Here is a 24,633-nt window from a genome sequence, read left to right as displayed (position 1 = left end):
TCAATCTCCTTTTAGCACCATGCAATCTTTTGCAATTCTAATCTCATCATACACGATTGCACGGTTCTTGACAATATTTGTTGAGCAGGTAAAATAAAAAATGTTAAGGAGATTGATAATATGGCTCGTATGGCGGCATTTGTCGTTCTATTAATACCTATTTTGATCACTGCCGGGGGCATTAAGCTTATGCGGGACTCACTTTTCGGAGTTCTATTCAACCCCTTCCCTTTCATTTGGCTGCAGTTCGTAGTAGGCCTTATTATGTTCGGAGCAGGGCTTGCGTTTTTTGCCGGTTTCCTCTTGCGAAGAGATCGTAGGAAGGGCCGTGTTCAAGAGCGGTTCAAAAGTTGAAATATACGATTACTGTCACGATGGTTTTTCAGAGAATCAAAAAGGACATCAGCTAACTTAGCCGATGTCCTTTTTCTCGTTTTTGAATCTGCCGGGAAAGTCTGTTATCCACCCGTGGATGAATGGAGGGGGTTCTTGGACGAATATTTCCTTTCCGGTTACCCCATACATCCTCAATAATTTCCCACTCGCGGATAGTTGGCTAATAAAAGGCTCTTTAAAAAGCCTTTTGTGAAAATGAAAACCGTCCGCATATGAATAGTCCAGTAAGTTTTCCCAATCAGTTGTCTTCTTTTTCACGAGCAAAGCTGTTTCGATTGATGGTTCAAGTTTTTTTGCCAGCTCAAGGATTTCAGGATCAAATGAAGAAAGATGGATATTATCTAATAATAAAGCGATATCAAGGATATCCCTTAAATATTCTGGCCTTTCCGAAACGGTTTCCTTCAACTCTATATTCAACGCCAAGCCATTCATTTCACAAAACGAAACAACTTCCCTTAAGGTCGGGATTTGATGTCCTGCAAAAGAACGTAAAAATTTCCTGCCGACTTTAACGTTTTTCAATTCACTGAAGTAAAATGAAGAAATCGGTTTTCCAATTCCAGCCACTCTGTATAAATCCGGATCGTGCAAAATAATCGGAACTCCATCTTTAGTCAATTGTACATCCAGTTCAATACCGTCCGCCCCTTGCCTTAATGCTTCCTTAAAGGCACTCATTGTATTTTCAAAGCAACTACCGGAAGCGCCTCTATGTGCAAAAACTAACGGGTCAGAAGTTTGGAGTATTGTCGACAACCTCAAAAACACCTTTCGTCGTCTTATTCAACATACTTGATTTTGAACCAATTTGAATGATTACGCCTGGGTAAGCTTGTTGTGCCACTTCAATTTGCGGAGGTATTGCCGTCTTTATTTTGTAGAGCCCTGTTTGTATTCCACGATCAAGTTCGAAAATTCTTTCACGGCTTGAGTCAAGAAGTGATTTCAATTTGTCAAAAGCAGCTGCCTGCTCCCCTTGAAATTGTTCCCTCTTTTGATTATTGAATTGCGATAACTGGCTTTCAAGCAGAACTGTTGTTTTTTGCAGTTCTTTCAATTCCACTGCCATCTGTTGAATCTCTTGATAGATCATATCTTTGTCGATTCCTTTAGCAAGCAGATGTGTAGATCTTTCATGTGCATTTCCGGCAACTCCACATTCAATCCGGTACAGCGCTTCAATTCGGCCACCAATAATTTTCCCTCTGTTTTTATCGACAAAAACATTTTCCGCAACAACTTCGGAACCTAATATATATACGCCTACATTGATATTCCGTGCATATAACTTGCAATTATTTGCATGTTTAATGAAAATATCGCCGCTCGCTTCAATAAGAGAGGCGTCTCCTCCGAAAACTCCGCCCTTTATATACAAATCTCCTTCAGAAGAACAGATCTCTTTTGCGTTCGTGACGCCTTCATTTGCCTCAATCGATATATCACCAGTCGCTTTCACTGAGTAGCCCGCCAAAACGGTTCCAAAGACAGATACTGCCCCATCAAATGTGATGGAGCCTGTTTCCGGTCCTACATCCCCATTAATGACTAGATGTTTTCCGACGCCGACAACATCATCGACGCTGAATTCAAGCGCACCGCCATGAAGCGCCCGAAGAACGATCTTTCCCTGTTCTTCTACCTCAGCGACTGATTTCCGATCATAACGAAGTTTAAAGTCATCTCCATGCATGGCAGCAAGTTTATCCCCATAAACATCCATCCCCGGCGTCCCTTCGCCTGGAGGAATTTTTTCACCTAGCCAATCCCCCGTTTCTACATGGGTGACAAAATTCATCTCATAATAATCTGCAGAGCCGTCCTCCCGGATGACAGGTCGTTTTTCCGGCTTTTTTATATACGTGATCTGTGCGTCAGGCCCTTTTTTCGGTTCTCGTCCTTCCGCTGCTAGGATGGTTGTTCCTGGCCCTAGGTCTTCTTCAGACAGCTTGACTTTTCCGTATATAATTCCGTAGTCATCCAATGACTTTTCTACTTCTTTCAGCAATTCATGACTTCTTGCCTCAATTTCCGAGAAAGTGACATTCAAAGTGACTTCAACCTTCATTTTATTAGCTGAAATCTGAATTTCAACAACAGGCACATAATAACCTATTAAATGACCGTCACCCACCTCGGTCAGTGCCTTTCTGAGAGCGGTAAATGAAGTTATTTTTATTCTTGGATGTTGCTTTGTGATCATATCAAAGGACTTCAAGGGATATCCATTTTTCTTCAAGTCCAATACTACATTTTCACCTACAATATATAAATCAAAAAAATCATTTTGAACTAGCATTCCCGCCACCCCGTTTTATCATATCCATTCTTTTCATTATAAAGATAAATCGGGCGTTTGTGTAGGTAATTATTCACTTTTCGGTAAAATATAAAAAAAGACACCAAGCTATCGCCGGCGTCGCTGAAATAATAGTTAATAAGAGCTGTTAGCTTGCCACATTTTCAAGGCGGATTTTATCTGCAATCATTGCAATGAACTCTGAATTGGTAGGTTTACTTTTTAAATGATGAACAGTATAGCCAAATATTTTAGAAATTGTATCATAGTTACCACGATTCCAGGCTACTTCAATTGCATGTCGAATCGCTCTTTCAACTCTGGAAGGAGTCGTCTTATATTTTTCAGCGATATCCGGATAAAGCACTTTTGTCACCGAGCCAAGCAGATCATTATCTGTGTACACCATTTGGATTGCTTCTCTTAGGAAAGCATATCCTTTAATATGTGCCGGCACACCGATTTCTTTAATAATCGATGTAATTGTATTGTCAAGCGCCCTTTGCGTCAGTGCTTCGTCTTCCACCCCAACAGTGCTTTGCATGGTTGGCTTTACTTGTTTTTGGGTTCCGGCAATTTGAAAGATTTGCGTCACTAACCTTTCAAACTCAAACGGCTTTAACATGAAATAGGATGCACCAAGACTTCCCGCCTGCGCCATGACATCTTCTTGTCCAAATGCAGTTAACATGATGATATGCATATCCGCAATATCCGGATTTCCTTTAATCGTATCCAAAACCGCAATTCCATCCAAATGCGGCATAATGATGTCGAGCAGGAGCAAATCAGGCTTGTTCTCCTCTAACAAGGATAGACATACTTTACCGTTATGCGCCGTCCAAATCACTTCCAGTTCCGGATGCTGCTGAAAATAAGAGTTCATCGTTTTCACAAGTTCTTTATTATCATCCGCAATTGCAATTTTCAATTTCCCCATCCCATTTCCCCCTACTCATTATTATCCATGACACAACCTTCATGAATACAATATTCACATGTAAACAAACTGCTGTAAAGGGAAAATTCGACAAATGATTAAACATTCCTTCATTTTAATGAAAAATGGATCTAATGAATTATGGTTTCGCTACAATTCGACGAATTTCATGAAAAAAGCCGATCCATTACATCTGGATCGGCCTTTTTCATTTATCTTTTTTCACCGTCACGCATTGTCATTAAAAACAAACCTGCGCCTTTTTTGGGTTCATCGACAAACATATGGGTTACCGCGCCAACAAACTTACCATCCTGAATGACAGGACTCCCGCTCATCCCCTGCAATATGCCACCTGTCGTTTCAAGTAATTTTTGATCAGTTAATACGAAATGGAATTGTTCTTCATCAATCTGCGTAATTCGGATGGAGAATGTTTCGACTTCCGTCCCTTTTACAGTTGTAAAAATTTCCGCTGCCCCTGTTTGTAAATCTGCGGGCTGCATAATTTCAAGCGGTTCGGCTAACACTTTCTTATAGGCATCGTTCCAAGTTCCAAAAATGCCATAAACACCATTCCTCTGAATTGTGCCAAGATAGTCCTCATCGTCGATGATGGAGGAAATCTTATAACCCGGTGTTCCGGGTGAACTTTTCTTTATTTGCTCGATTTCTGAAAGGTAAATCGCACCGTTACGAAAAGATGGTGGTGATTTTAAGGAGCTGTCAACAATTTGATGGCCGAGGGCGCCATACGTCCCTCTTTGTGGATCGACATACGTTAAAGTGCCAGTTCCTTCTGTTCGATCTTTCAGGAATGGAAGGAGACGTTTCATCGCATCTCCGTCCACAAGCATTTCAATCGCTGTGCCGTTTCGATTGATATTCATGGGGATTTGGTTCTTTTTAGTTTTGGACATGATTTTTTGGAAGTCCTTCAAGCTAATGACATCTGTTCCTTGGATTTGGTCAATGGAATCACCAGCTTTTAGCCATTGGTTTCCAAGAATCAGCACATCATTCGTGACGAAAACTCCTGACAAATCCATTTGAATCCCAATCGAGTGTCCCATCGGAATAACCCGGTCTTGCGACTTTGCATATGCTTCCGCATGGAACGGCAGGAAAAACAAAAGCGTGGCAAACGAAACGGACAACTTCAGTCGTCTACTCCATCCCATGGTTCACCTCCTCGGCTTTAAGATACTATTGGTATGTCCGTTACGACGGAACTTATGAAAGGTTAAATCATGTAAAAAACGCATACATGAAGTATGCGCAATAACCTTGATTTTTTTCTGTTGTTTTTGCAAATTTTATTCTTTCGATTAACGGAAAGATGATTTGCGTTCGTCCGCCATTGTTAGAAGTTCTTCCGCATGTTGCAATGTCAGGGACGTTATTTCTGCGCCGGAAAGCATTCTGGATAATTCTTTCGTTCTTTCCAAATCAAAGATTTCTGAAACAGCCGTCATTGTTCGATCATCTTTCACTCCTTTTTTAATGAGCAAATGATGATCGGCCATTGCCGCGACTTGCGGAAGATGTGAAATGCAAAGAACTTGGGAATGGGTAGCAACCATTGCAATCTTATCCGCAATCGATTGTGCCACACGGCCGCTGACGCCTGTGTCCACTTCGTCAAATATGATTGAAGTGATGCCTTGATGTTTTGAAAAAATCGTTTTTAACGCAAGCATGATCCTGGACAGTTCACCGCCGGATGCAATTTTCACGAGTGGTTTTAACGGCTCTCCGACATTCGTGGAAATGAGGAAGGAAACTTCATCAAAACCGTTGCCATCATAAGTGTTTGCAGCTTTTCTTGTAATGGAGACGTTAAATTTGGACTTTTCCATATGCAGCTCTTTTAATTGTTGCATAATCGCTTCTTCCAATCGAGTTGCCGCCTCTTGTCGAATAATGGATAACTCATTCGCTTCGACTTCCAAGTCTTTCATGATTTGATTGAACTTTTCTTGTTCTTGGGCAATCCGTTCATCTCGATTTACTAATTGATCAAGACCATCCGCAATTTTCTCACGATAAATGAGGATATCCTCTATCGACGCGCCATATTTTCGTTTCAGCGATGTGAGTAGCGCAAGCCGATCTTCAACTGCTGATAATCGCATCGGATCGAACTCCATACGGTCGATAATGTTCTTCATTTCATGTGCAGTGTCTTGCAAGGTGTAAAAGCTCGTTGAAACAGCTTCGGCATGCTCGGCCAGTTCTTTATCGATTGATGCTGCATCTTCCAAATCACTCATCGCAGAGCCGACCCAGTCCAATGCATGTTGGTCACCACTGATCGATTCATACGCAGTGTTCAATCTTTCGAAAAGTCGATTGAAGTGTTGAAGTTTCATTTTTTCTTCTTCAAGCTCTTCCTCTTCGCCTATGACAAGCTCTGCTGCATCAATTTCATTCAGCTGGAAAGAATAAAGATCTATCCGCTGTGCGATTTGCTGCTCATTTTCATTTGCTGTTTCAAGTTTCCGCTTTAGTTTGATGAATTGATTATATACCTCTAAATAATTATCATGGGCAGTTGCCAGCCGTTGTCCTGCAAATTGATCGAGCAGGTGTATATGTCCTCGTTCATGCATCAGTTCCTGATTATCATGCTGACCATGTATATCTATTAATTGCGAGCCAATTTCACGTAAACTTGCAATCGTTACAAGTTTGCCATTTACCCGACACGTCGTTTTGCCATTCGAATTAAGATCTCTTCGCAGAATGATACTTCCATCCTCGTATTCTATCCCGAATTCGGAAAGCTTTTGGAAGACGGGATGCTGCTCGTCTTCAATTGTAAACATCCCTTCTAGCTCCGCCTTCTTTGCTCCATGGCGTATGAACTCCTGTGATCCTCTTCCACCGGCAAGAAGCTGAACTGCATCGATAATAATGGATTTACCAGCACCTGTTTCACCTGTCAAAACGGTTAGTCCATCTTCAAAAGATACTTCGAGATGCTCGATAATGGCAAAATTATGAATGGAAATTTCACTTAACACGCAAGTTGTACCTCCTCATCGACTGTTCAGCTTAAATTAAAGCCAATAGTCGGGATTTCACTTCTAATGTGAGCGACTCATCCCTGCAAATGATCATGCACGTATCGTCTCCACATATCGTTCCAAGCATTTCATCCCAACCGAGATTATCAATAAGGGAACCGACCGCATGCGCATTTCCCGGCAACGTCTTCAATATGATGAAATGGCTGGCACTATCCACTCCGACAAACGCATCTGTCAACATCCGCCGAAGCTTATCTTCCGTATTGAATTTATGAACTGCCGGCAAACTATATTTGTACCGGCCGTCAGGCAACGGAACTTTAATAAGGTGTAATTCCTTAATATCGCGGGAGACAGTCGCTTGTGTCACTTCAACACCAGCACTCTTCAATTTATCGACAAGTTGATCTTGCGTTTCCACTTCACCATTTGTAATTATCTCCCGGATTCGCAAATGCCGTTGTCCCTTATTCAATACACTCACTCCAATACTTAGTAATTACAGTCAAACCAGCCTATCCTAATGTTCTATATGCCTCATCAATCAATTTTTGAAAGTCTGCTTCACCAAATGGAGCAGTCGGATTGAGTTCCGATTTTAAATGGAAGAGGAATTCAATATTCCCTTCTCCTCCAGTCACGGGGGAAAAAGATATCCCCTTTAGGGAAAATCCATCATGCATAGAAGCGTCTGCAATTTTTTGCAAAACTTCTAAATGGACGGATCGCTCCCTGACGATACCTTTTTTTCCGACATTATCTTTACCAGCTTCAAATTGAGGCTTGACGAGGGCTACAACATCTCCGCCTTCCATAAGGATTTGCTTAAGCGGAGGAAGGATTAACTTCAAAGAAATGAACGAAACATCTATTGTCGCTACTTGTGGAAGACCATCTTTAAATAGCTCGGGTGTCGCATGTCTGAAATTAGTTTTTTCCATGACCGTTACCCGTTCATCGCTTCTGATTTTCCAGGCGAGCTGATTCGTTCCTACATCCAAGGCATAGCAATGCTGTGCGCCGTTTTGCAATGCACAATCAGTAAAACCACCCGTCGATGAGCCAATATCCAAGACGATTTTCCCGTCGACGTCCAGTTCAAAAACTTCTAATGCCTTTTCAAGTTTCAAGCCGCCACGGCTAACGTATTTCAATGAAGATCCTTTCACTACAAGAGGAGCATCGATCTTAATTTTTTCACCTGGCTTGTCCAATCTCGTTTCAGCAGAAAATACAATGCCTGCCATAATGGAGCGCTTTGCTTGTTCCCGTGTTTCCACAAGACCTCTTTGTACAAGCAGGATATCGACCCGTTCTTTCTGTTGACCGTTCGTCATACAATTTCCCTTTCGGCAGGAGTCGATTGCTGACCCACAGCCTCTTCCATCGTCTTCACGACATTTTCGACAGTAAGATCAATTTCATCAAGCAATTTATCCACACTGCCGTGCTCAATGAATTTGTCGGGAATACCGATACGATTAATCGAAATATCGGAAACAGATTGGTCGTGCGCATATTCAATAACCGCGCTGCCAAATCCTCCGGCCAATACAGCTTCCTCAATCGTGACAATCGGCATGCGATTTCTGAAAAGCTCGTCTAACATGTTCGTATCGAGCGGTTTAATGAATCTCGCGTTTACCACTTTTATATGAATTCCTCTTTTGGACAGTATTTCTGCCGCTTCCAAAGCCATTGGAATTGTAGTGCCGAAAGTCAAAATTGTTCCATCTTCGCCTTCTTTTAGCACTTCCCATGTACCAATCGGGATTGTTTTCAAATTTTCATCCATAACGACTCCAAGGCCATTTCCTCTAGGGTACCGCATAGCGATTGGCCCTCCATCATAACTGATAGCAGTTTTCACCATATGCTGGCCTTCATTTTCATCCTTCGGCATCATGATGACCAAATTAGGCATATGACGTAAAAATGCAATATCAAATACACCTTGATGTGTCTCTCCATCCGCTCCAACGAGTCCTGCGCGATCGATTCCAATGAATACATTCAAATTCTGTCTAGTTATATCATGAAGCACTTGGTCGTATGCGCGCTGTAAAAATGTTGAATAGATGGCCAAAAACGGCTTCATCCCTTGTGTTGCTAAACCAGCAGCCATTGTCGCAGCATGTTGTTCGGCGATACCGACATCAAAAAAGCGTTCCGGAAATTCGGCCGCAAATGATTCCAGTTTAGAACCTACAGGCATTGCCGGTGTTATAGCTGCAACCCTTTTGTCTTCTCTGGCTATTTTCCGTACGGTTTCCGCAACTAACCCACTCCAAGACGGAGCTGTTGTCGTAGACTTCACAAAGTCCCCAGTTTCGATCTTATAAGGACCCGTTCCATGCCAAGTTCCGATTTTATCGTCCTCAGCAGGCCTGTATCCCTTGCCCTTCTTCGTAATGACATGAAGAAGCACAGGTCCTTCCATCTTTTTGGCGTATTGAATATTTCGTTCAAGATCATTAAAATCATGCCCGTCAATCGGACCTAAATAAGTAAAGCCAAGCTCTTCAAAAAACACTCCGGAAACGAGCAGATATTTCAAGCTGTCTTTTACCCGTTCGGCTGCAGCTGCAACCTTTCCGCCTACCGCTGGAATTCTTTTTAAGATATACTCCAATTCATCTTTGGCGCTATTATACTTCCCGGCTGTCCTCAATTTTCCGAGTACAGCATGAAGAGCACCCACGTTAGGGGCAATGGACATTTCGTTGTCGTTTAAGACGACAATCATATTCGTTTTAAGATGACCGATATGGTTCAAAGCTTCTAACGCCATACCGCCGGTCAATGCACCGTCTCCGATGACCGGAACAACATAGTTAGAGCCACCCTGCATGTCCCTTGCAGCCGCCATGCCCATAGCCGCAGAAAGCGATGTTGAACTATGGCCCGTCTCCCACACGTCATGCGCGCTTTCGGACATCTTTGGAAAGCCGCATAGCCCTTTGAATTGGCGCAATGTATCAAATTGACCCGCACGGCCTGTTAAGATTTTATGCACGTATGCTTGATGACCAACGTCCCAGATGATCTTATCTTGGGGGCTGTCCAGCAATTTATGCAAAGCGATTGTCAATTCGACTACGCCTAAATTCGGACCAATATGTCCTCCTGTCGTCGACAGGTTTTCAATGAGAAATTTCCGGATTTCAGTTGCCAATTCCATCATTTGTTCTTTATCAAGTTTTTTTATAAACGATGGATTTGTAATTTGAGTGAGATCCACTACTATCACACACCTTCATAAGTTGATTGCCACGTTTGCATCTATATTGTTTTCATTATATCAAGAAGGCTCTTCAATAGAAACTATTGGACCATGATCCGGTTGACCGTTTTTACAGTATAATAAAACATTATGCATTTCTATGGACGATGTAATCAGCAAAAAGTTTTAACATTGCATTCTCTTTGCCTAAAAACGACAAGCTTTCAATTGCGTTTTTATGGTATTTTTCAAGTTGTTGCTGCGCGCCTTCAAGTCCGAGAAGTGAAGGGTATGTCGATTTATCGCTAGCGGCGTCGCTATTTGCGGTCTTTCCAAGCTGTTCAGTTGTTGAAGTGACATCAAGGATATCATCTTTTATCTGAAAAGCCAGCCCGATATTTCTAGCATATTCACGAAGTTGCATGAGTTGAGATTCACTTGCATCGGCAAGGATGGCGCCTGCTTCAATACAAAATGATAATAATGCTCCCGTCTTCTGCATATGAACCTCTTCTAGTTCGGGAAGCGATAATAATGCTGTTTCCCCTTCCATGTCTAGGATCTGTCCACCGACCATTCCATTGGCTCCTGAAGCATTTGCCAATAACGTAATCAATTTGACCATTTTCTCAGAACTTGTATGTTGCAAGGAAGCCAAAATGCCGAATGCCCGTGTTTGTAATGCATCTCCTGCCAGAACGGCTGTCGCTTCTCCGTATACTTTATGATTGGTCGGTTTACCTCTTCTGAAATCATCGTCGTCCATGCACGGCAAATCGTCATGGATAAGGGAGTATGTATGGATAAGTTCTGAAGCGCACGCAACCTTCAAATCATCCCCAGACACTTTATCGAAATCTTCAAGAACGGCAAGAACTAGAAGTGGGCGTATCCGCTTTCCTCCAGCTTTGACCGAGTAAAGCATGGAATCCTTTAAATTCGCTGGAGATTTTTCCGAAGCGATCAATCGATTCATTTCGTCATCTATTTGTGGTGTTTTATCTGATATGAACAACTGCAACTGTTTATCCATTGGTATCTTGACCTGTAGCCGGATTAAATGGTGTTGGCTCCCCTTCGTTATCAATAATTGAAATTAACTGTTTTTCTGCATCTTGCAGCTTTCCATGACAATATGCAGAAAGCTCCATTCCTTGCTTATAGAGCGTAATTGCGTCTTCTAACGGAACTTCGCCCGACTCCAGTTTCTGGACGATCGTTTCCAATTTGGACATCGCTTCTTCAAATCGGAGTGTTTCATTGCCCATTTAATTGTCCCCCTCGTCATTCATCGTAATGGCCTTTATTTTCGTCTCTATCGTTCCATCTTGCAGTCTGACCTGCACCGTTTCACCAACTTCAAGCTGTTTCACCGAATTGGCGACATTGCCTTCTTTATATATAATGGAAAAACCCCTCTCCATCACATCGAGTGGATTCAGCGCTTTAAGCATTCTGATTGCGGAGTTGAATTGATCAAATTGTTTCCGCAAATCATTATGCATCGCCCGAGTCATTCTTTCCACCGCCATGTCGGTTTTTCGCCCTTCCTCTTTTATCCGCTGTAGAGGAGAGTAAAACGACAACATCCTTTGCAACCGATCATGTTCGGCTTTTCTATTTGCCGTCAGCTCATTTCTACTTCGCAAAAGCCGCTCTTCAATACCGGTCAATTTTTCAGTGAATGGACGATATAACCTTTCCGGAAATTGCATCGGATAGGATTGTTGATAGTTTGTCAATCGTTTTCGTTCGTGTTTGATTTGATTGGAGAATGAAACGTAAATAGAACGTTTTCGTTCCAATATCCTTTCGAACAATTCTTCCCGTGAAGGCACTGCCAGTTCGGCAGCCGCTGTTGGTGTCGGTGCTCTCAAATCTGCAACAAAATCAGCTATTGTAGTGTCTGTTTCATGTCCGACAGCACTGATAATCGGTATGCGGCAGGAAAAAATCGCTCTTGCCACTTCCTCCTCATTAAAAGCCCATAAGTCCTCAATTGAACCCCCACCTCTTCCGATGATCAATACATCGATTGAGCTGTAGGATTCTGCCAAACTAAGCGCATTGACGATGGAAGGAACAGCTTGCGGTCCTTGCACGATGGCGGGAAACAGACAAATTTCAGCTAACGGATACCGACGCTGGATCGTTGAACAGATGTCCCGGATGGCGGCACCTGACTGCGCAGTTATGACTCCGATCTTTCTTGGAAGCAATGGCAGCTGTTGTTTCCAACGCGCATCAAAAAGGCCTTCTTTCGCAAGCTCTTTCTTCAATTGTTCAAATGCAAGATAAAGGGCACCGACTCCGTCGGGTTGCATTGATTGGACATATAGCTGATATTGTCCGCTCGATTCATATACGTTCACGTCTCCGGTGATCAGAACCTTCATTCCCTCTTCAGGTTTGAATTTCAAAAGCCCTGCAGCAGAACGGAACATGGCGGATTGTATCCTGCTCTTATCATCCTTCAACGTAAAATAAATATGCCCGCTAGGATGAATTTTTACGTTGGACAGCTCGCCTTTTACGAATACATTCCGTAAGTAAGGATCGGCCTCGAATTTGCGTTTTATGTATTTAGTTAATGAATGCACTGATAGGTACGGATTTTCACTCATCTTGTCCACCCCCATGTTACCGACGATAGAAACGCTGTCTTTCCCTGGAAAAACAGCGCCTGGTCATCAATTTAATTTAGCATTTGCCTTCCGCTTTAGCGATTTGAGCGCTTTGGAGGGTATTTTTCAACAGCATTGTAATTGTCATCGGGCCGACGCCGCCTGGAACCGGTGTAATCGCAGAAGCAATTTCTTTCGCTTCGTCGAAGTCCACGTCGCCGCATAATTTGCCGTTTTCATCTCTGTTCATGCCAACGTCGATGACAACTGCCCCTTCTTTAATATGTTCAGCTGTAACGAATTTTGCACGTCCAATCGCAACAATCAGAATGTCCGCTTGTTTCGTAAAGGATACGAGATCTTTCGTTCTTGAATGGCAATATGTCACAGTGGCATCTTTTTGCAACAGTAATTGGCCCATCGGTTTGCCTACAATATTGCTTCTTCCAATGATGACTGCATGCTTTCCAGAAATTTCAACGCCCGTACGTTGAAGCATTTCCATAATTCCATGGGGAGTGCAAGGTAGGAATGTTTGCTGTCCAATCATCATTTTACCGACGCTTTGCGGATGGAAACCGTCCACGTCCTTGTTTGGATCGATCGCTTGGATAACTAGATCTTCATTGATATGTTTCGGTAAAGGGAGTTGTACTAAAATGCCATGGATGGATTCGTCTTTATTCAACTTGTCTACATAAGCTAATAATTCCGTTTCTGTTACAGTAGCAGGCAGTTTAATCAGTTCAGATTTCATGCCTACTTCCACACTTGACTTTTCCTTATTCTTCACATACGTCTGTGATGCTGGATTTTCTCCGACAAGAATGACCGCAAGGCCTGGTTTACACCCTGAAGCATTCAGTTTGCTCACGCCTTGCTTGATTTCCTCTCTGAGTTGTTTTCCAATCGCAACACCGTCAATCAATTTAGCAGTCATCTCATTTCCCACCTTACCCCTTTTATTTTTCCTCGAATTTAGATAGAACTCCATTTACAAAACGGCCGGATTTTTCATCTCCGAATTGCTTGCATAGCTCGATAGCTTCATTCAGCACGACTCTATGGGGGACATCTTCGTGATGAAGCAGTTCGTAAACTGCGAGTCTAAGAACTGTTCTTTCTATTTTCGGCAACCTGTCCAGCGACCAATTTTCGAGTTTCTCTGCGAGTGTTGCGTCTATTTCATCACGATGTTCGGTTGTTCCTTTGACAAGGGATTCATAGAAAGGATCGATAGGTCTGTCCGTGTCCGTAATATAGGGAATCGCATCCTCTATCGTCATTTCTGTGTTATCCAGTTGAAAAAGGGTTTGGACCGCTTTTTCTCTAGCTTCTTTTCGCTTCATACATTTTTCTCCTCCACTACTGTCTCTCGGGCTATATCATAGCATATTCAGTTGATGAAAATATAGCAGAACAATTTGAAAAGCACCATCCTGTGGACGATGCTTTTCGGGTTATTCTGTTTCAGCCGGCGTTTCGAAATCGATACCGGTTATATGGACATTCACTTCTTTTGTTTCTAGTGATGTCATATTGAAGACTGTTTGACGGATTTGTTTTTGGATATCAGTAGCAACGGCAGGTATTGAATAGCCGTATTGTACGACGCAATAGACGTCGATGATGAGTTTATCGTCAAGCCAGTCCGTTTTTACACCTTTTCCATGAAATACTTTGCCGAATTTCTCTGCAACCCCGGTTGCAAAGTTCCCTTTTGTCGTTGCGACGCCTTCTACTTCGTTTGTCGCAATGCCGATGATGACTTCAAGGACTTCGGGAGCTAATTGGACGCGCCCTAATACTGCGTCTCCTTTTGAGCTCATTCCAACAAATGAAGGATTTGTCTTTTCCGCCATTCCACTTCTCCTCCCTTGATATATAAGTGAACAAAAACAGCTTCTTTCCGTTCCAGGCGGACGCTTTCCGCTACAAGCAACTGAAATAATGTGCAAAAAGTTATTACACTCTATATAAGTTTTAACTTACTCCATCACTGAATATTTCTCAAGGAATTTCGTATCGAAGTCGCCGGATTTGAATACTTCATGATCCATTAAGTTCAGATGGAAAGGAACTGTCGTGTCAACGCCTTCGACGATGAATTCGTCCAGCGCACGTTTCATTCTCGCGACTGCTTCTTCTCGTGTATCCGCATGAACGATGAGCTTTGCAACCATGGAATCATAGAAAGGAGGTATTGTATAGCCTGTGTACACGGCTGAATCGACCCTTACTCCAAATCCTCCCGGAGGCATATACATCGTCACTTCGCCTGGTGAAGGCATAAAGTTTCTAGATGGGTTTTCCGCATTGATCCTGCATTCGATCGCCCAACCGTTAATCTTAATATCTTCTTGGCGATAGGCCAATTCTTCACCAGCAGCAACTTTTAATTGTTGTTTGATTAAATCGATTCCCGTAATCATTTCTGTGACGGGGTGCTCTACTTGAATACGTGTATTCATTTCCATGAAGTAGAACTTTTGATTAATATGATCGAAGATGAATTCCACAGTTCCCGCTCCACGATAATCGACGGCTTGTGCAGCTTTGACAGCGGCATCTCCCATCTGCTTCCGGATTTCAGGTGTGAGGGCGGGAGATGGTGCTTCCTCTACTAGTTTTTGCATCCTTCGTTGGATGGAACAGTCACGCTCACCCAGATGGATTGTATTCCCAAACTTATCGGCTAATACTTGTACTTCAACGTGTCTGAACACTTCAATGTACTTCTCAAGATAGACACCAGGATTGCCGAATGCAGCTGCAGCTTCTTTTTGGGTGATTTTAATGCCTTTCGTAAGCTCCTCTTCATCTCGAGCTACGCGTATGCCTTTTCCACCTCCACCCGCAGTCGCTTTAATGATGACCGGAAAACCGATTTGTTTTGCCACTTTCAAGCCTTCCACTTCATCTTCTACGATTCCATCAGATCCAGGGACAATTGGGACGCCTGCTTGTTTCATCGTTTCCCTTGCAACGTCTTTTGTTCCCATTCTTGAGATCGCATCAGCTGTAGGGCCGATGAATTCTATGTTTACTTCTTCACAGAGTTCAGCAAAACTAGCGTTTTCAGCAAGGAAACCGTAGCCGGGGTGAATTCCATCACACCCGGTTAGCTTGGCAATGCTGATAATATTGGAAAAGTTCAAGTAGCTGTCTTTCGAAAGTCTAGGTCCGATGCAATATGCCTCGTCCGCTAGTTCTACATGAAGCGCTTCGCGATCGGCTTCCGAAAAGACGGCAACCGTTTTGATATCCATCTCTTTGCAAGCGCGTATAATTCTGACTGCAATTTCTCCGCGGTTCGCTATCAATACTTTTTTCATAATTCGTTCCCCCTCAATTCTGTTTGACGAGGAAGAGAGGTTGTCCATATTCGACCAATTGACCATCTTCCACGAGGATCTCCACGATTTCTCCTGAAACTTCCGCTTCGATTTCGTTGAATAGTTTCATTGCCTCAACAATGCAAACGATTTTATCCGGTTGTACGGAATCGCCTTTTTTGACGTAAGCCGGTGCATCCGGAGAAGAGGACTGATAAAATGTCCCAACCATCGGTGATGTAATTTTATGCAATGAAGAATCATCTAAAGCAGTCGGTGCATCCGCTTCCACCTTTGCACTCGCTTGTTCTGTAATTTCTTGTTTAGGTTCTTCTTGTTTTACTTCTTGAGTTGCGGGTGCAGCCTGCTGAACGGGAACTATTTGGACCTGTTCAGTTAGTACGGGAGCAGAGGAAGCGTTGCCTCTTTTTTCTAATTTAATTTTAGTGCCTTCTGACTCGAATGTGAATTTTTCAATAGAGGATTGATCGATTAATTTAATGATTTCACGGATTTCTTGAATTTTCAACATTTACAATTCTCCTGACTCAGTAGTATTTATGTTCCTAACTCCTTATTTTAGACGTTTTCGTTGCATATTGAAATAGATATAGTGGATTTACCTTCGAAAAAGCGACATCAATAAGAAAAAGACCCGGTTCAGGGCCTTGTAAAAGCTAGTTTATTCCATAAAGTCGACTTGGACGGTGCGTGCATCTTCCCAGCTTGTCATGACATATTGCGTAATTTCTGCAGCCATTTTCGTTGAATGTCCACCATCTTGAGATACTACAGTAACCGTCACCTTGCCGCTGTCCTTACGTACGAATGCGTCTGGATAACCAAGATTTCTTATTTGAATCTCCATCATCGCTTCAGCTGAATCACGTTTAATGAGTTCGTCCATTTCATCGTACGCAGCGCTCTTTTCCTCCGCCGTCATGTCTGCAGATGATAATTTTATACGTAATTGTTCTTTTAAGTCGCTTCTTTCATTTTGAACTTGCATCCGCAATTCTTCGAGCTGCATGGAGTCCGCATATACTGGTTTTGTATCCGCTTCGCCTTCTACCGGACTCGAAACTGTAACTGCATCATTGTCTCCGAAAATCGCCATTCCATCCAAAGACATCATTGGTGCTTCCCTTTTTAAATAGAAGATTGAGATTACCGCTACGAGACTTAGTAGAGTTAAAAACCAGACTGTTCGCTTATTCGCTTTCAACATGAATCCCCCTTTTGTTCATTTCTTCGACTACAATACGGTGTTCGGGCAATTGGAGAACTGTGGATATGATCCGTGTCAGTTCGTTTTTCATTTTAGGATTGTCCGCACCTTCCGCAACAACTAAGATTCCTTGTAACGGATTTTCCTTACCACTTTTAGAGCCGGACGTCGAAAAATAATCCGCTAATGGGCTTGACTCCTCCCTTAGATCGTAATGGAGGTAGATGGACACTTCCCCAATTCCTTCTATTTTCATCAATGTTTGTTCGAGTGCAGTAACCTCCCGGCTCTCCTCCCCTTTCTCTTTCTCCCCTCCCATCGAACCAATAGTCGAATTGATGAAAACGATGAAGATCGCAAATAGCGTACCGATCAATAGCATATGGGTTTTTCGTTTTTGTTTTTGCATATGATCACCATTTCATCCCTTCGAGCGGATAGGGTTCGTGTCATCCATGTTGCATAGTATGCTTGTTCAGAAGAGGCTATGACCAAAAAATGCAGTGATGGAATGAATGATCCAAATTCCCATTGCAATTTTAATAATAGGCAGGAATTCCATTTCCATATCCTCAGGTAGTAGTAAAGATAAGACAGAAGATAGGATGGTTATGAATAGAACACCAGTCATAAATTCCAGCAAACGACCCCTCATTTCGCAACCGTGATCAATTTGACAAGGATGACTGTAAATAAGGCCGTATAAATGAATGCGAACGCTACAAGAAAGGACACTGCGCAAAGGACAAATAAAGTCTTACCAATATCGTCCAGCAAGCCGGTAATTTCTTCGTTCGCAAACGGTTCAATGATCGCCGCTGTCCAGCGGTAGAGGAAACCTGTCAATAACGTCTTCATTGTAGGCAACAATGCGACTGACCAGATTGTGACAATGAGCCACGCACCGATAAACACACTTGCCCCTGATGAATAGCGTCCGATGGCCCCTAGGCTGTCCGTCATGAATGACCCGATAAGCGGCACGTTTTGGCGAATCAATTCCTTAATCGGTTCACTTGTCACACCGTTCAATGCCCATGAAATTGTCCCTCCTGCTGTAATGAAGATGGAATAGGCAGCGACTAATGCAGAGACAAGTCCAAGTAGAGTTGTTCGCAGCAAGTCCGCCATTTTCGTAAACGGAACGGCTGGATGAAATCTTGAAACTATGTCAAACAGCATCGCTGCAGACAATAAAGGGATTAGGATTTTATCCGCTAAAATAACAGCACCGTTCGCAAATAAAAGCATTGCCGGTTGGAAATTCAACATGCTGAAAGAGCCCCCGGATGCAAGTATGCTCGCGGTCAATAATGGATAAATCGAGATGAACATCGTTGCGATTGTCTGCGTGATGGACCGTATTATTTGCAGATGCTCAAAGGCCGGCAGAAGGACGACGGTGAGCACAATGAAAAACAAGAACATCCTCGTCCATCTGCTATACGAAGGAAAGAGGAAATCGAGCACCAATACCATAAATGTAGAAATAATAACGACGATAAAACTGGATAATACTGTTCCGATTATTGATTCAATCATAGGTATCATGGATTCTTCATCCGATCATTTAATAATAAATTTAGATAAGGTGTCGATGAGTGCGGATATCTGGGGCAGCCATAATGACAGGATTGCAATTTTAACTGCTAAATGGGCAATTGTAGCAATCGATTCGTATCCTGCTTCAGAAACATGTTTCACGATCACTTCGGAAAAATAAAACAAGAAGACGCTTCCGATCAACAACTTTGCGTAAGGATCTGGTAATGGAGCAAATAGTTGCATGAAGGTTTTTCCGAAAGGCAGAATGATCGTCATACCGACATACGATAGGAAGAAGAAGAAAATGGCTGCGTAAATGATTGGTCTTAAACTTGATGAGACGAATGAAACGATGAGCAGAAGGAGATAAATAACAATCAGTTGGAAAAGTGTGACCATTAGAATGCCAAAGAGAGCCATTGAAAGAACTCAGCAATTTCCGAAAAGAAAATCCTAAGGAAGCGGAGCATTTCGGCGGCAATGTAAATATAAGCGACAAAAAACAAGAAAAAAGAAAACTCCTTCTTACCGGTCTGCTCGAAGAATACATGCAGAAACCCAATGACCAACCCAATACCGGCTATGCGCAGTAAATCATTCAATTCCAATTCGGGTTCCCCCTTCATGTAACACCTTATGAAGTGGCATTGAGAAATATGATGTACTACAAGAAATTGATTTCCGCTTCTGGCGGACGCTTTCTTACCTGTAGTCAAGTGTTTTCCTGTTTTTTTCTGCTTTGAATAATCAAATGGAAATAGTGTTGTCAACAGGGTGTTGCTTTCCGTTCCGGCGCTCGCTTTCCGCGGGCATGGCTTAAAGGGAGTAATTAGTGGATTGTAGCGGAAGGCGGCGAAGTGCAAAGATGTTCGATTGGCTCTCCGCCCGCCCCCCGGAAAGCGTCCGCATGGAGCGGAAATCGACGTGGTCCATCTGTTGTTTATAGAAAGAATCTCTTAAGTTGACGTATATGGTTCCCGTTTCCGCTCCAATCAACAAAAGCATAATTGAAAAAACACTCCGTTCCCTTTAAAGGAAACGAAGTGTTCGTCGTAAATTATTAAGCTCTTGAAACGTATTCGCCTTCTTCTGTGTTGATGATCAATTTATCACCAATGTTAACGAAGAATGGTACTTGAACGACAAGGCCTGTTTCCATTGTCGCCGGCTTCGACCCGCCGCTTGCTGTATCTCCTTTGATGCCCGGTTCTGTAGCAGTTACTTCCAACGTCACAGTTGCAGGGAGTTCTACTCCAAGGATTTCATCTTTGTATGAGATAATATGCACTTCCATATTTTCTCTCAAATAGTTCAATTCTTCTTCAATTTGTGCTGAAGGCAATTCGATTTGCTCATATGATTCATTGTCCATGAATACATGGTCATCGCCATTGGCATATAAGTATTGCATACGACGATTGTCGATTTGCGCCTTTTCAACTTTTTCACCGGCACGGAATGTTTTTTCATTCACATTCCCTGAACGCAAGTTACGAAGTTTTGAGCGAACGAAAGCGGCACCTTTTCCTGGTTTGACGTGTTGGAAATCGATGACACGCCAAATGTCTCCATCCACTTCGATTGTAAGCCCTGTTTTAAATTCGTTTACTGAAATCATGCTGTTTCCTCCATTATGTTCGTTATAGGATGATCAATTCTTTAGGTGAGTGTGTCAAACGGACATTTCCTTCTTCGGTTATGATGATGTCATCTTCAATGCGGACGCCACCGATTCCCGGTAAGTAAATGCCGGGCTCAACAGTAACAGCCATATTTGGACTAAGGACTGTTTCAGATCGGAATGATAATCCCGGTGCTTCATGGACTTCAAGTCCGATTCCGTGTCCCGTCGAATGTCCGAAAGCTTCACCGTATCCTTTAGACTTGATGTAGTCTCGGGCAATTGCATCAGCCTCTATTCCAGTCATACCCGGTTTGATCTGTTCCAAAGCCAGTTGTTGTGCAACACGAGTCACTTCGTATATTTCTTTCATCTTTTCGGATGGTTCCCCTACCGCCACAGTCCGAGTGATGTCAGAAATGTATCCGTTGTAAAGCGCACCATAGTCAAGCGTTACGAGCTCCCCTGATTGGATGACTTTATCAGTTGCAACTCCATGCGGCAAAGCCCCCCGTTCTCCGGAAGCGACAATTGTATCAAAAGATGAAGAAGTGGCGCCTTGTTTTCGCATGAACATTTCAAGTTCATTTGAAACTTCAAGCTCTGTTACACCAGGTTTAATGAACGTGCAAATATGGGCAAAAGCATCATCCGCGATTTTTGCAGCTTGCTTAAGGATTTCGATTTCGTCAGCTGATTTCACCATCCGAAGCTTCTCAATGATCCCGGATACCGCTTTCATCTCCGCATCCACTTTTTCATTATACAATTCATACATTCCAAATGTTACATCGTCTTTTTCAAAGCCTAGTTGACGAATGTTCATGGCTTGCACTTGTGCAGCAACCTCTTCAATGATCGTCTTTTCATGCTTGACGATGCGGAAGCCTTGCACTTGTTTCGCAGCTTGCTCCGTGTATCGGAAATCCGTGATGAATACAGCGTCATTTGTAGAAATGACGGCTACACCTGCGCTTCCAGTGAATCCTGTTATATAACGTCTGTTATATGGGTTTGTCACCAATAGTGCATCTAAACCGCTTTCCTTCAATGCTTCGCGTAGTTTTGACAGTTTCATAACCTAACCCCTTTTCTCCGGAGAAGGAAAGCTTGGAGTGCTAGTTCATAACCGCCAGTGCCGAATCCGGTTAATTGACCGATGCACACTGGAGCAATTAATGAAGTATGTCTGAACGGTTCCCGGCTATGTACATTCGAAATATGGATTTCGATAACAGGAACATTTATCGAAGCAATCGCGTCCCGAATTGCAATGCTTGTATGTGTATAAGCTCCAGGGTTGAAAATAATGCCATCGAATCCATTGTCTTCGCACTCATGGATTTTATCGATCAAAGCACCTTCTGTATTTGATTGATAAAAAGAAATATCCACTAGATGCTCGGAGGCAATTTTTTGAAGATGGTTTTCTACATCTGCCAATGTCTCCGCACCATAGACTTCAGGTTCCCTTTTGCCAAGCCTATTCAGATTCGGTCCATTCAGAACTAGCAATTTCACCGCTACACCATTCCCCTCACCATTTTCTTTCCCATTTTATCATATCGGTCCATTGTAGCAACCTATTTATACAGTCAATCGAAATTTTTCTTCATGAAAACTGCTGTTCCGGTCACGAATCTGCTGACAATGGCAATCGTCGAAAAGAAAGGTATGGAAATCGATTTAAGCCCGCCCCATAAAGTCCCTGGAGATAAAATTGTCCACTCTATGGCCAATGTAGCGATGATGCTTATGGAGATGGCTGTAACCGATGGAGGAACATTAACAGCCATCCGTGCTGCTGCATAAAATATCCCGAATGCAAGCAATAGTACGATCAGCAGTACGATCCACTTCCACCCTTCATGTGAAGAACCGAGAAAAAGCCATTTTTTCCCCCATCCAACTGGGGACCATTTTATGAAATTGAAAAAATGCAGAACTTTTAATGAAGCCAATGTAAACAAAGAAGCCACGATTGTCGTCCATATCATTGTTTTATTGAACATGTTTTTTCCCTCCTCTTTCAAAGTGTCGGGAAACGCCCCTTTTTTTAAACCTTAATGGTGGAGAAGAGCATCTTTTTTTTGTACAATAGTAAGATAGGATATTTGTTATACTGTTAACTATTGATGTATTATTCGCTATATGATTTTCATTCGAAAAAAGAAGGTGTTGGAAAACCATGTCTAAAAAACAACAACCACCTGCGTACGGTGGTCAGGCACTCATCGAGGGTGTAATGTTCGGTAGCAGGGATCATACGGTGACAGCCATAAGGCGGAAAGATGATTCCCTGGACTACTTTTACGTTCCGAAAGAGCATAAACCAATGTCCACCAAACTGAAAAAAATCCCTTTTATTCGGGGGATTGTAGCTTTGATTGAATCAGCAGGAATTGGATCCAGGCATCTGACTTTTGCGAATGAACGATATGATGTTATGCCCGGTGAAGAGGTGGAAGAAAACGGCGAGGAGACTTCAAAGCTAGCCATGGTGATCGGCGTGGCAGCAGTCGGTGTTCTATCATTCTTATTTGGTAAGTTCGCATTTACATTGGTTCCTGTGTTTTTAGCACAAATGCTGGACTTCATAGCTCCTGGTAAAACGGCTCAAATCCTTCTTGAAAGTTTCTTCAAGTTGGCGTTGCTGTTAATTTATATCTCGCTTATATCGATGACCCCGCTCATAAAACGGGTGTTTAAATATCATGGCGCGGAACATAAGGTGATCAATGCGTATGAGAATAATCTGCCGCTTACCGTTGAGAATGTCCAAGCGCAGTCCCGCTTGCATTATCGTTGCGGAAGCAGCTTCTTGTTATTTACAGTGATTGTCGGCATGTTCATCTATTTCTTAGTTCCGACAGATCCTTTCTGGCTAAGGATCGTCAACCGGATTTTATTGATCCCTGTTGTGATTGGCGTATCTTTCGAAGTCTTGCAGTTTACGAACAGCTTGCGGAATATTCCTGTTTTGAAATACCTAGGATATCCAGGACTGTGGCTACAGCTGTTGACGACGAAAGAACCTGAGGATAAGCAGGTTGAAGTGGCGATAGCGTCTTTCAATAAATTGCTTGAAATTGAAGAGCAAGGTATTGAAAATGTTGAGATATTGAAGTCGACAGATTCGAAAATGGAAGAGACTACAGTACCTGTTAATTAATTTCAAAAAATAGAAGACCGCTGATCCGACGATGGATGAGCGGTCTTTTTACGCGTGTGACTACCGATTACTTAGTCTGCAATGCCAATAGGGTTTGCTGTTCACGATAATGTTCTTTTGCCAACTAATAACTTAATAATTATTTATAACACCACCTAATGAGACTGACTGAATGATAGGGTTTTGGATAATTTCTATCACCTCTTCTTTTGTCCCATAAACGACGATTCCTAGTATTTCCACGTCGTCTGCTTTGATATCTTTCATAATCTCAAAAGCGTTTTGATGTTCATCATAATAACTTGATTGTAAAAGGTTTAGAAAATCTTCGTACTCACTATCGAACTTTATTGTTGAATAAATTGGGGAATTTACTGAAAAGCCTAATGCCTCATTCTCCCTTATAAAAGTCGATGACCAAACGTTTTTTTCTGCTTCTTCCTGAAATGTTTTCATTTGGCGATAACTATAGGTATTTATCCAAAACCAAGTCATTGCGGGCAGTTCGTATAAGGGCAAATCACTCTGTTTATACGGTTTATCAAAGGATAGCGCCACTTCATAAATTTGATCTCCCTGCATCTGGTTTATCAGATCTTCGTCATGTTTGTGTTTTTTATACGATACAGTTGGATGGAAAAACAGTAAGTCTCTCCAACCATTCTCTTTATACGTAACCTGCCAATCTTCTCCGGTTACCCCAATGCTGTTGCCAGAGATTCTTTAATAGGAAAGTGACGGAAGCAGACCAAACTTGTATTGTTTCTGTTCAAGTACAAGCGATTTGGTTTTCATATTTTTCGAGACCTTAAATTGAGTTTCTCCACCTAAAATTCCTCTTGTATCTACAGTTTCGCTAATATACCCATTCGGAGTACTCAGTCGGACATAAGCATCCCATTGCTTATATGCTTTTTGGCTATAGTAGGAATAAGCCGCGAAATTAACTGCATTGAGAACGACAAATACAATGACGGAAACTAAAACAACCGTTATGATCGTTTTTCTCTTTCCCTTTTTTATCGCCTTCTTTATATTATGCTCGTCAAAAAGATCATCTTTTAATTCATCCATGTAAACTCCTCCATGTTTCTTGAAATTCTTTTCTTGCACGAAATAAATAAGTTCTGACAGTTTCCATTTTCATTCCTAATAGCAAGGCAATTTCTTTATAACTAAGTTCAAGCTCATATTTTAATAAAAGCAACTGTCTGA

Annotated in this window: 31 protein-coding genes; 2 read left to right on the top strand and 29 right to left on the bottom strand. The window is 42.4% G+C overall.

Annotated elements, in window-relative coordinates:
* The first annotated feature begins 120 nt into the window (after positions 1-120).
* Entirely contained in the window at positions 121-354 is a 234-nt protein-coding gene (locus SLU01_RS12700; RefSeq protein WP_147058898.1) for a DUF2627 domain-containing protein, read from the top strand.
* A 57-nt stretch (positions 355-411) separates the two neighbouring features.
* On the opposite strand, the gene SLU01_RS12695 is transcribed toward SLU01_RS12700, so the two are convergent.
* The 26 genes from SLU01_RS12695 to SLU01_RS12575 all read right to left on the bottom strand — a co-directional run bounded on the left by SLU01_RS12695 (position 412) and on the right by SLU01_RS12575 (position 22,258).
* On the bottom strand, positions 412-1,155 hold the full coding sequence (locus SLU01_RS12695; RefSeq protein WP_147058896.1) for a glycerophosphodiester phosphodiesterase: 744 nt from the start codon (positions 1,153-1,155) through the stop codon (positions 412-414).
* A complete protein-coding gene (locus tag SLU01_RS12690; RefSeq protein WP_147058894.1) occupies positions 1,130-2,698 on the bottom strand; it encodes a flagellar assembly protein A in 1,569 nt (522 codons plus the stop codon). Before SLU01_RS12690 ends, SLU01_RS12695 begins: the two co-directional genes overlap by 26 nt.
* 148 nt (positions 2,699-2,846) lie before the next feature.
* A complete protein-coding gene (gene spo0A / locus SLU01_RS12685) occupies positions 2,847-3,638 on the bottom strand; it encodes a sporulation transcription factor Spo0A (protein ID WP_147058892.1) in 792 nt (263 codons plus the stop codon).
* A gap of 212 nt (positions 3,639-3,850) precedes the next feature.
* Positions 3,851-4,819 carry a SpoIVB peptidase S55 domain-containing protein gene (locus SLU01_RS12680; RefSeq protein ID WP_147058890.1) on the bottom strand — a complete coding sequence of 323 codons (969 nt, stop codon included), beginning with the start codon at positions 4,817-4,819 and terminating at the stop codon, positions 3,851-3,853.
* Positions 4,820-4,966: 147 nt separating this feature from the next.
* Positions 4,967-6,664, bottom strand: coding sequence for a DNA repair protein RecN (gene recN / locus SLU01_RS12675; RefSeq protein ID WP_147058888.1), 1,698 nt, complete (start codon positions 6,662-6,664; stop codon positions 4,967-4,969).
* Between the two features lie 31 nt (positions 6,665-6,695).
* Positions 6,696-7,145 (bottom strand): transcriptional regulator AhrC/ArgR, encoded by a 450-nt coding sequence (gene ahrC / locus SLU01_RS12670; protein ID WP_147058886.1) that lies wholly within the window; start codon positions 7,143-7,145, stop codon positions 6,696-6,698.
* Positions 7,146-7,185: 40 nt separating this feature from the next.
* Positions 7,186-8,007 carry a TlyA family RNA methyltransferase gene (locus SLU01_RS12665; RefSeq protein ID WP_147058884.1) on the bottom strand — a complete coding sequence of 274 codons (822 nt, stop codon included), beginning with the start codon at positions 8,005-8,007 and terminating at the stop codon, positions 7,186-7,188.
* Complete coding sequence (dxs, locus tag SLU01_RS12660) at positions 8,004-9,911, bottom strand: 1-deoxy-D-xylulose-5-phosphate synthase (protein WP_147058975.1); 1,908 nt, start codon at positions 9,909-9,911, stop codon at positions 8,004-8,006. Before dxs ends, SLU01_RS12665 begins: the two co-directional genes overlap by 4 nt.
* Positions 9,912-10,041: 130 nt before the next feature.
* Positions 10,042-10,926, bottom strand: coding sequence for a polyprenyl synthetase family protein (locus tag SLU01_RS12655; RefSeq protein ID WP_147058882.1), 885 nt, complete (start codon positions 10,924-10,926; stop codon positions 10,042-10,044).
* Positions 10,919-11,161 (bottom strand): exodeoxyribonuclease VII small subunit, encoded by a 243-nt coding sequence (xseB, locus tag SLU01_RS12650; RefSeq protein WP_147058880.1) that lies wholly within the window; start codon positions 11,159-11,161, stop codon positions 10,919-10,921. The genes SLU01_RS12655 and xseB overlap by 8 nt, the downstream gene beginning before the upstream one ends.
* Entirely contained in the window at positions 11,162-12,517 is a 1,356-nt protein-coding gene (gene xseA / locus SLU01_RS12645) for an exodeoxyribonuclease VII large subunit (protein WP_147058878.1), read from the bottom strand.
* A 76-nt stretch (positions 12,518-12,593) separates the two neighbouring features.
* Positions 12,594-13,457: a bifunctional methylenetetrahydrofolate dehydrogenase/methenyltetrahydrofolate cyclohydrolase FolD gene (gene folD / locus SLU01_RS12640; RefSeq protein ID WP_147058876.1), complete on the bottom strand. Its 864-nt coding sequence runs from the start codon at positions 13,455-13,457 to the stop codon at positions 12,594-12,596.
* 22 nt (positions 13,458-13,479) lie between these two features.
* On the bottom strand, positions 13,480-13,866 hold the full coding sequence (gene nusB / locus SLU01_RS12635; protein WP_147058874.1) for a transcription antitermination factor NusB: 387 nt from the start codon (positions 13,864-13,866) through the stop codon (positions 13,480-13,482).
* A 111-nt stretch (positions 13,867-13,977) separates the two neighbouring features.
* The gene (locus tag SLU01_RS12630) at positions 13,978-14,379 is read right to left on the bottom strand and encodes an Asp23/Gls24 family envelope stress response protein (protein WP_147058872.1); all 402 of its coding nucleotides are present in this window, start codon (positions 14,377-14,379) and stop codon (positions 13,978-13,980) included.
* A gap of 126 nt (positions 14,380-14,505) precedes the next feature.
* The gene (accC, locus tag SLU01_RS12625; protein WP_147058973.1) at positions 14,506-15,855 is read right to left on the bottom strand and encodes an acetyl-CoA carboxylase biotin carboxylase subunit; all 1,350 of its coding nucleotides are present in this window, start codon (positions 15,853-15,855) and stop codon (positions 14,506-14,508) included.
* Between the two features lie 10 nt (positions 15,856-15,865).
* On the bottom strand, positions 15,866-16,384 hold the full coding sequence (gene accB / locus SLU01_RS12620; RefSeq protein ID WP_147058870.1) for an acetyl-CoA carboxylase biotin carboxyl carrier protein: 519 nt from the start codon (positions 16,382-16,384) through the stop codon (positions 15,866-15,868).
* 150 nt (positions 16,385-16,534) lie between these two features.
* Positions 16,535-17,077 (bottom strand): SpoIIIAH-like family protein, encoded by a 543-nt coding sequence (locus tag SLU01_RS12615; protein ID WP_147058868.1) that lies wholly within the window; start codon positions 17,075-17,077, stop codon positions 16,535-16,537.
* On the bottom strand, positions 17,064-17,489 hold the full coding sequence (locus tag SLU01_RS12610) for a SpoIIIAG-related protein (RefSeq protein WP_147058866.1): 426 nt from the start codon (positions 17,487-17,489) through the stop codon (positions 17,064-17,066). Before SLU01_RS12610 ends, SLU01_RS12615 begins: the two co-directional genes overlap by 14 nt.
* A 66-nt stretch (positions 17,490-17,555) precedes the next feature.
* Positions 17,556-17,723: a hypothetical protein gene (locus tag SLU01_RS18035; RefSeq protein ID WP_170232705.1), complete on the bottom strand. Its 168-nt coding sequence runs from the start codon at positions 17,721-17,723 to the stop codon at positions 17,556-17,558.
* An 8-nt stretch (positions 17,724-17,731) separates the two neighbouring features.
* Complete coding sequence (locus SLU01_RS12605) at positions 17,732-18,631, bottom strand: stage III sporulation protein AE (RefSeq protein ID WP_147058864.1); 900 nt, start codon at positions 18,629-18,631, stop codon at positions 17,732-17,734.
* A gap of 15 nt (positions 18,632-18,646) precedes the next feature.
* Positions 18,647-19,045 carry a SpoIIIAC/SpoIIIAD family protein gene (locus SLU01_RS12600; protein WP_147058862.1) on the bottom strand — a complete coding sequence of 133 codons (399 nt, stop codon included), beginning with the start codon at positions 19,043-19,045 and terminating at the stop codon, positions 18,647-18,649.
* Positions 19,024-19,233, bottom strand: coding sequence for a SpoIIIAC/SpoIIIAD family protein (locus SLU01_RS12595; RefSeq protein ID WP_060209461.1), 210 nt, complete (start codon positions 19,231-19,233; stop codon positions 19,024-19,026). The genes SLU01_RS12600 and SLU01_RS12595 overlap by 22 nt, the downstream gene beginning before the upstream one ends.
* Before the next feature lie 452 nt (positions 19,234-19,685).
* Positions 19,686-20,243: an elongation factor P gene (gene efp, locus SLU01_RS12590; protein ID WP_147058860.1), complete on the bottom strand. Its 558-nt coding sequence runs from the start codon at positions 20,241-20,243 to the stop codon at positions 19,686-19,688.
* Positions 20,244-20,265: 22 nt separating this feature from the next.
* Positions 20,266-21,324, bottom strand: a complete 1,059-nt coding sequence (locus tag SLU01_RS12585) for a M24 family metallopeptidase (protein WP_147058858.1) — start codon at positions 21,322-21,324, stop codon at positions 20,266-20,268.
* Positions 21,321-21,767 (bottom strand): type II 3-dehydroquinate dehydratase, encoded by a 447-nt coding sequence (gene aroQ / locus SLU01_RS12580; RefSeq protein WP_147058856.1) that lies wholly within the window; start codon positions 21,765-21,767, stop codon positions 21,321-21,323. The genes SLU01_RS12585 and aroQ overlap by 4 nt, the downstream gene beginning before the upstream one ends.
* Positions 21,768-21,841: 74 nt before the next feature.
* Positions 21,842-22,258, bottom strand: coding sequence for a hypothetical protein (locus SLU01_RS12575; RefSeq protein ID WP_147058854.1), 417 nt, complete (start codon positions 22,256-22,258; stop codon positions 21,842-21,844).
* 176 nt (positions 22,259-22,434) lie between these two features.
* Here SLU01_RS12575 and SLU01_RS12570 point away from each other — a divergent pair, with 176 nt between their 5' ends.
* Positions 22,435-23,418 carry a DUF1385 domain-containing protein gene (locus SLU01_RS12570; protein WP_147058852.1) on the top strand — a complete coding sequence of 328 codons (984 nt, stop codon included), beginning with the start codon at positions 22,435-22,437 and terminating at the stop codon, positions 23,416-23,418.
* Between the two features lie 132 nt (positions 23,419-23,550).
* On the opposite strand, the gene SLU01_RS18260 is transcribed toward SLU01_RS12570, so the two are convergent.
* The 3 genes from SLU01_RS18260 to SLU01_RS12560 form a co-directional block, all read right to left on the bottom strand.
* The gene (locus SLU01_RS18260) at positions 23,551-24,000 is read right to left on the bottom strand and encodes an anti sigma factor C-terminal domain-containing protein (protein WP_246110982.1); all 450 of its coding nucleotides are present in this window, start codon (positions 23,998-24,000) and stop codon (positions 23,551-23,553) included.
* Positions 24,001-24,141: 141 nt separating this feature from the next.
* Positions 24,142-24,492 carry a sigma factor regulator N-terminal domain-containing protein gene (locus tag SLU01_RS18255; RefSeq protein ID WP_246110981.1) on the bottom strand — a complete coding sequence of 117 codons (351 nt, stop codon included), beginning with the start codon at positions 24,490-24,492 and terminating at the stop codon, positions 24,142-24,144.
* A partial coding sequence (locus SLU01_RS12560) for a sigma factor-like helix-turn-helix DNA-binding protein (RefSeq protein ID WP_170232704.1) occupies positions 24,485-24,633 on the bottom strand: 149 nt, incomplete at its 5' end. The genes SLU01_RS12560 and SLU01_RS18255, both read right to left, overlap by 8 nt.

The sequence above is a fragment of the Sporosarcina luteola genome, assembly GCF_007991495.1.
GTDB classification, from domain to species: Bacteria; Bacillota; Bacilli; order Bacillales_A; family Planococcaceae; genus Sporosarcina; species Sporosarcina luteola.
The sequence above is the reverse complement of the archived record's forward strand: the minus strand, read 5'-3'. Positions and strand labels throughout refer to the sequence as shown.

Excerpts from the sequence above, each read along its gene's own strand:
- spo0A (WP_147058892.1), bottom strand. The coding sequence starts at position 3,638 with ATGGGGAAATTGAAAATTGCAATTGCGGATGATAATAAAGAACTTGTG.
- SLU01_RS12570 (WP_147058852.1), top strand. The coding sequence starts at position 22,435 with ATGTCTAAAAAACAACAACCACCTGCGTACGGTGGTCAGGCACTCATC.
- accB (WP_147058870.1), bottom strand. The coding sequence starts at position 16,384 with ATGTTGAAAATTCAAGAAATCCGTGAAATCATTAAATTAATCGATCAA.
- efp (WP_147058860.1), bottom strand. The coding sequence starts at position 20,243 with ATGATTTCAGTAAACGAATTTAAAACAGGGCTTACAATCGAAGTGGAT.
- xseB (WP_147058880.1), bottom strand. The coding sequence starts at position 11,161 with ATGGGCAATGAAACACTCCGATTTGAAGAAGCGATGTCCAAATTGGAA.
- SLU01_RS12665 (WP_147058884.1), bottom strand. The coding sequence starts at position 8,007 with ATGACGAACGGTCAACAGAAAGAACGGGTCGATATCCTGCTTGTACAA.
- SLU01_RS12610 (WP_147058866.1), bottom strand. The coding sequence starts at position 17,489 with ATGCAAAAACAAAAACGAAAAACCCATATGCTATTGATCGGTACGCTA.
- SLU01_RS12700 (WP_147058898.1), top strand. The coding sequence starts at position 121 with ATGGCTCGTATGGCGGCATTTGTCGTTCTATTAATACCTATTTTGATC.
- nusB (WP_147058874.1), bottom strand. The coding sequence starts at position 13,866 with ATGAAGCGAAAAGAAGCTAGAGAAAAAGCGGTCCAAACCCTTTTTCAA.
- xseA (WP_147058878.1), bottom strand. The coding sequence starts at position 12,517 with ATGAGTGAAAATCCGTACCTATCAGTGCATTCATTAACTAAATACATA.
- SLU01_RS12575 (WP_147058854.1), bottom strand. The coding sequence starts at position 22,258 with ATGTTCAATAAAACAATGATATGGACGACAATCGTGGCTTCTTTGTTT.
- folD (WP_147058876.1), bottom strand. The coding sequence starts at position 13,457 with ATGACTGCTAAATTGATTGACGGTGTTGCGATTGGAAAACAACTCAGA.
- SLU01_RS12600 (WP_147058862.1), bottom strand. The coding sequence starts at position 19,045 with ATGGCTCTCTTTGGCATTCTAATGGTCACACTTTTCCAACTGATTGTT.
- SLU01_RS12680 (WP_147058890.1), bottom strand. The coding sequence starts at position 4,819 with ATGGGATGGAGTAGACGACTGAAGTTGTCCGTTTCGTTTGCCACGCTT.
- SLU01_RS12630 (WP_147058872.1), bottom strand. The coding sequence starts at position 14,379 with ATGGCGGAAAAGACAAATCCTTCATTTGTTGGAATGAGCTCAAAAGGA.
- SLU01_RS12605 (WP_147058864.1), bottom strand. The coding sequence starts at position 18,631 with ATGATACCTATGATTGAATCAATAATCGGAACAGTATTATCCAGTTTT.
- SLU01_RS18260 (WP_246110982.1), bottom strand. The coding sequence starts at position 24,000 with ATGCAGGGAGATCAAATTTATGAAGTGGCGCTATCCTTTGATAAACCG.
- SLU01_RS12655 (WP_147058882.1), bottom strand. The coding sequence starts at position 10,926 with ATGGATAAACAGTTGCAGTTGTTCATATCAGATAAAACACCACAAATA.
- SLU01_RS18255 (WP_246110981.1), bottom strand. The coding sequence starts at position 24,492 with ATGGATGAATTAAAAGATGATCTTTTTGACGAGCATAATATAAAGAAG.
- SLU01_RS12585 (WP_147058858.1), bottom strand. The coding sequence starts at position 21,324 with ATGAAACTGTCAAAACTACGCGAAGCATTGAAGGAAAGCGGTTTAGAT.
- SLU01_RS12690 (WP_147058894.1), bottom strand. The coding sequence starts at position 2,698 with ATGCTAGTTCAAAATGATTTTTTTGATTTATATATTGTAGGTGAAAAT.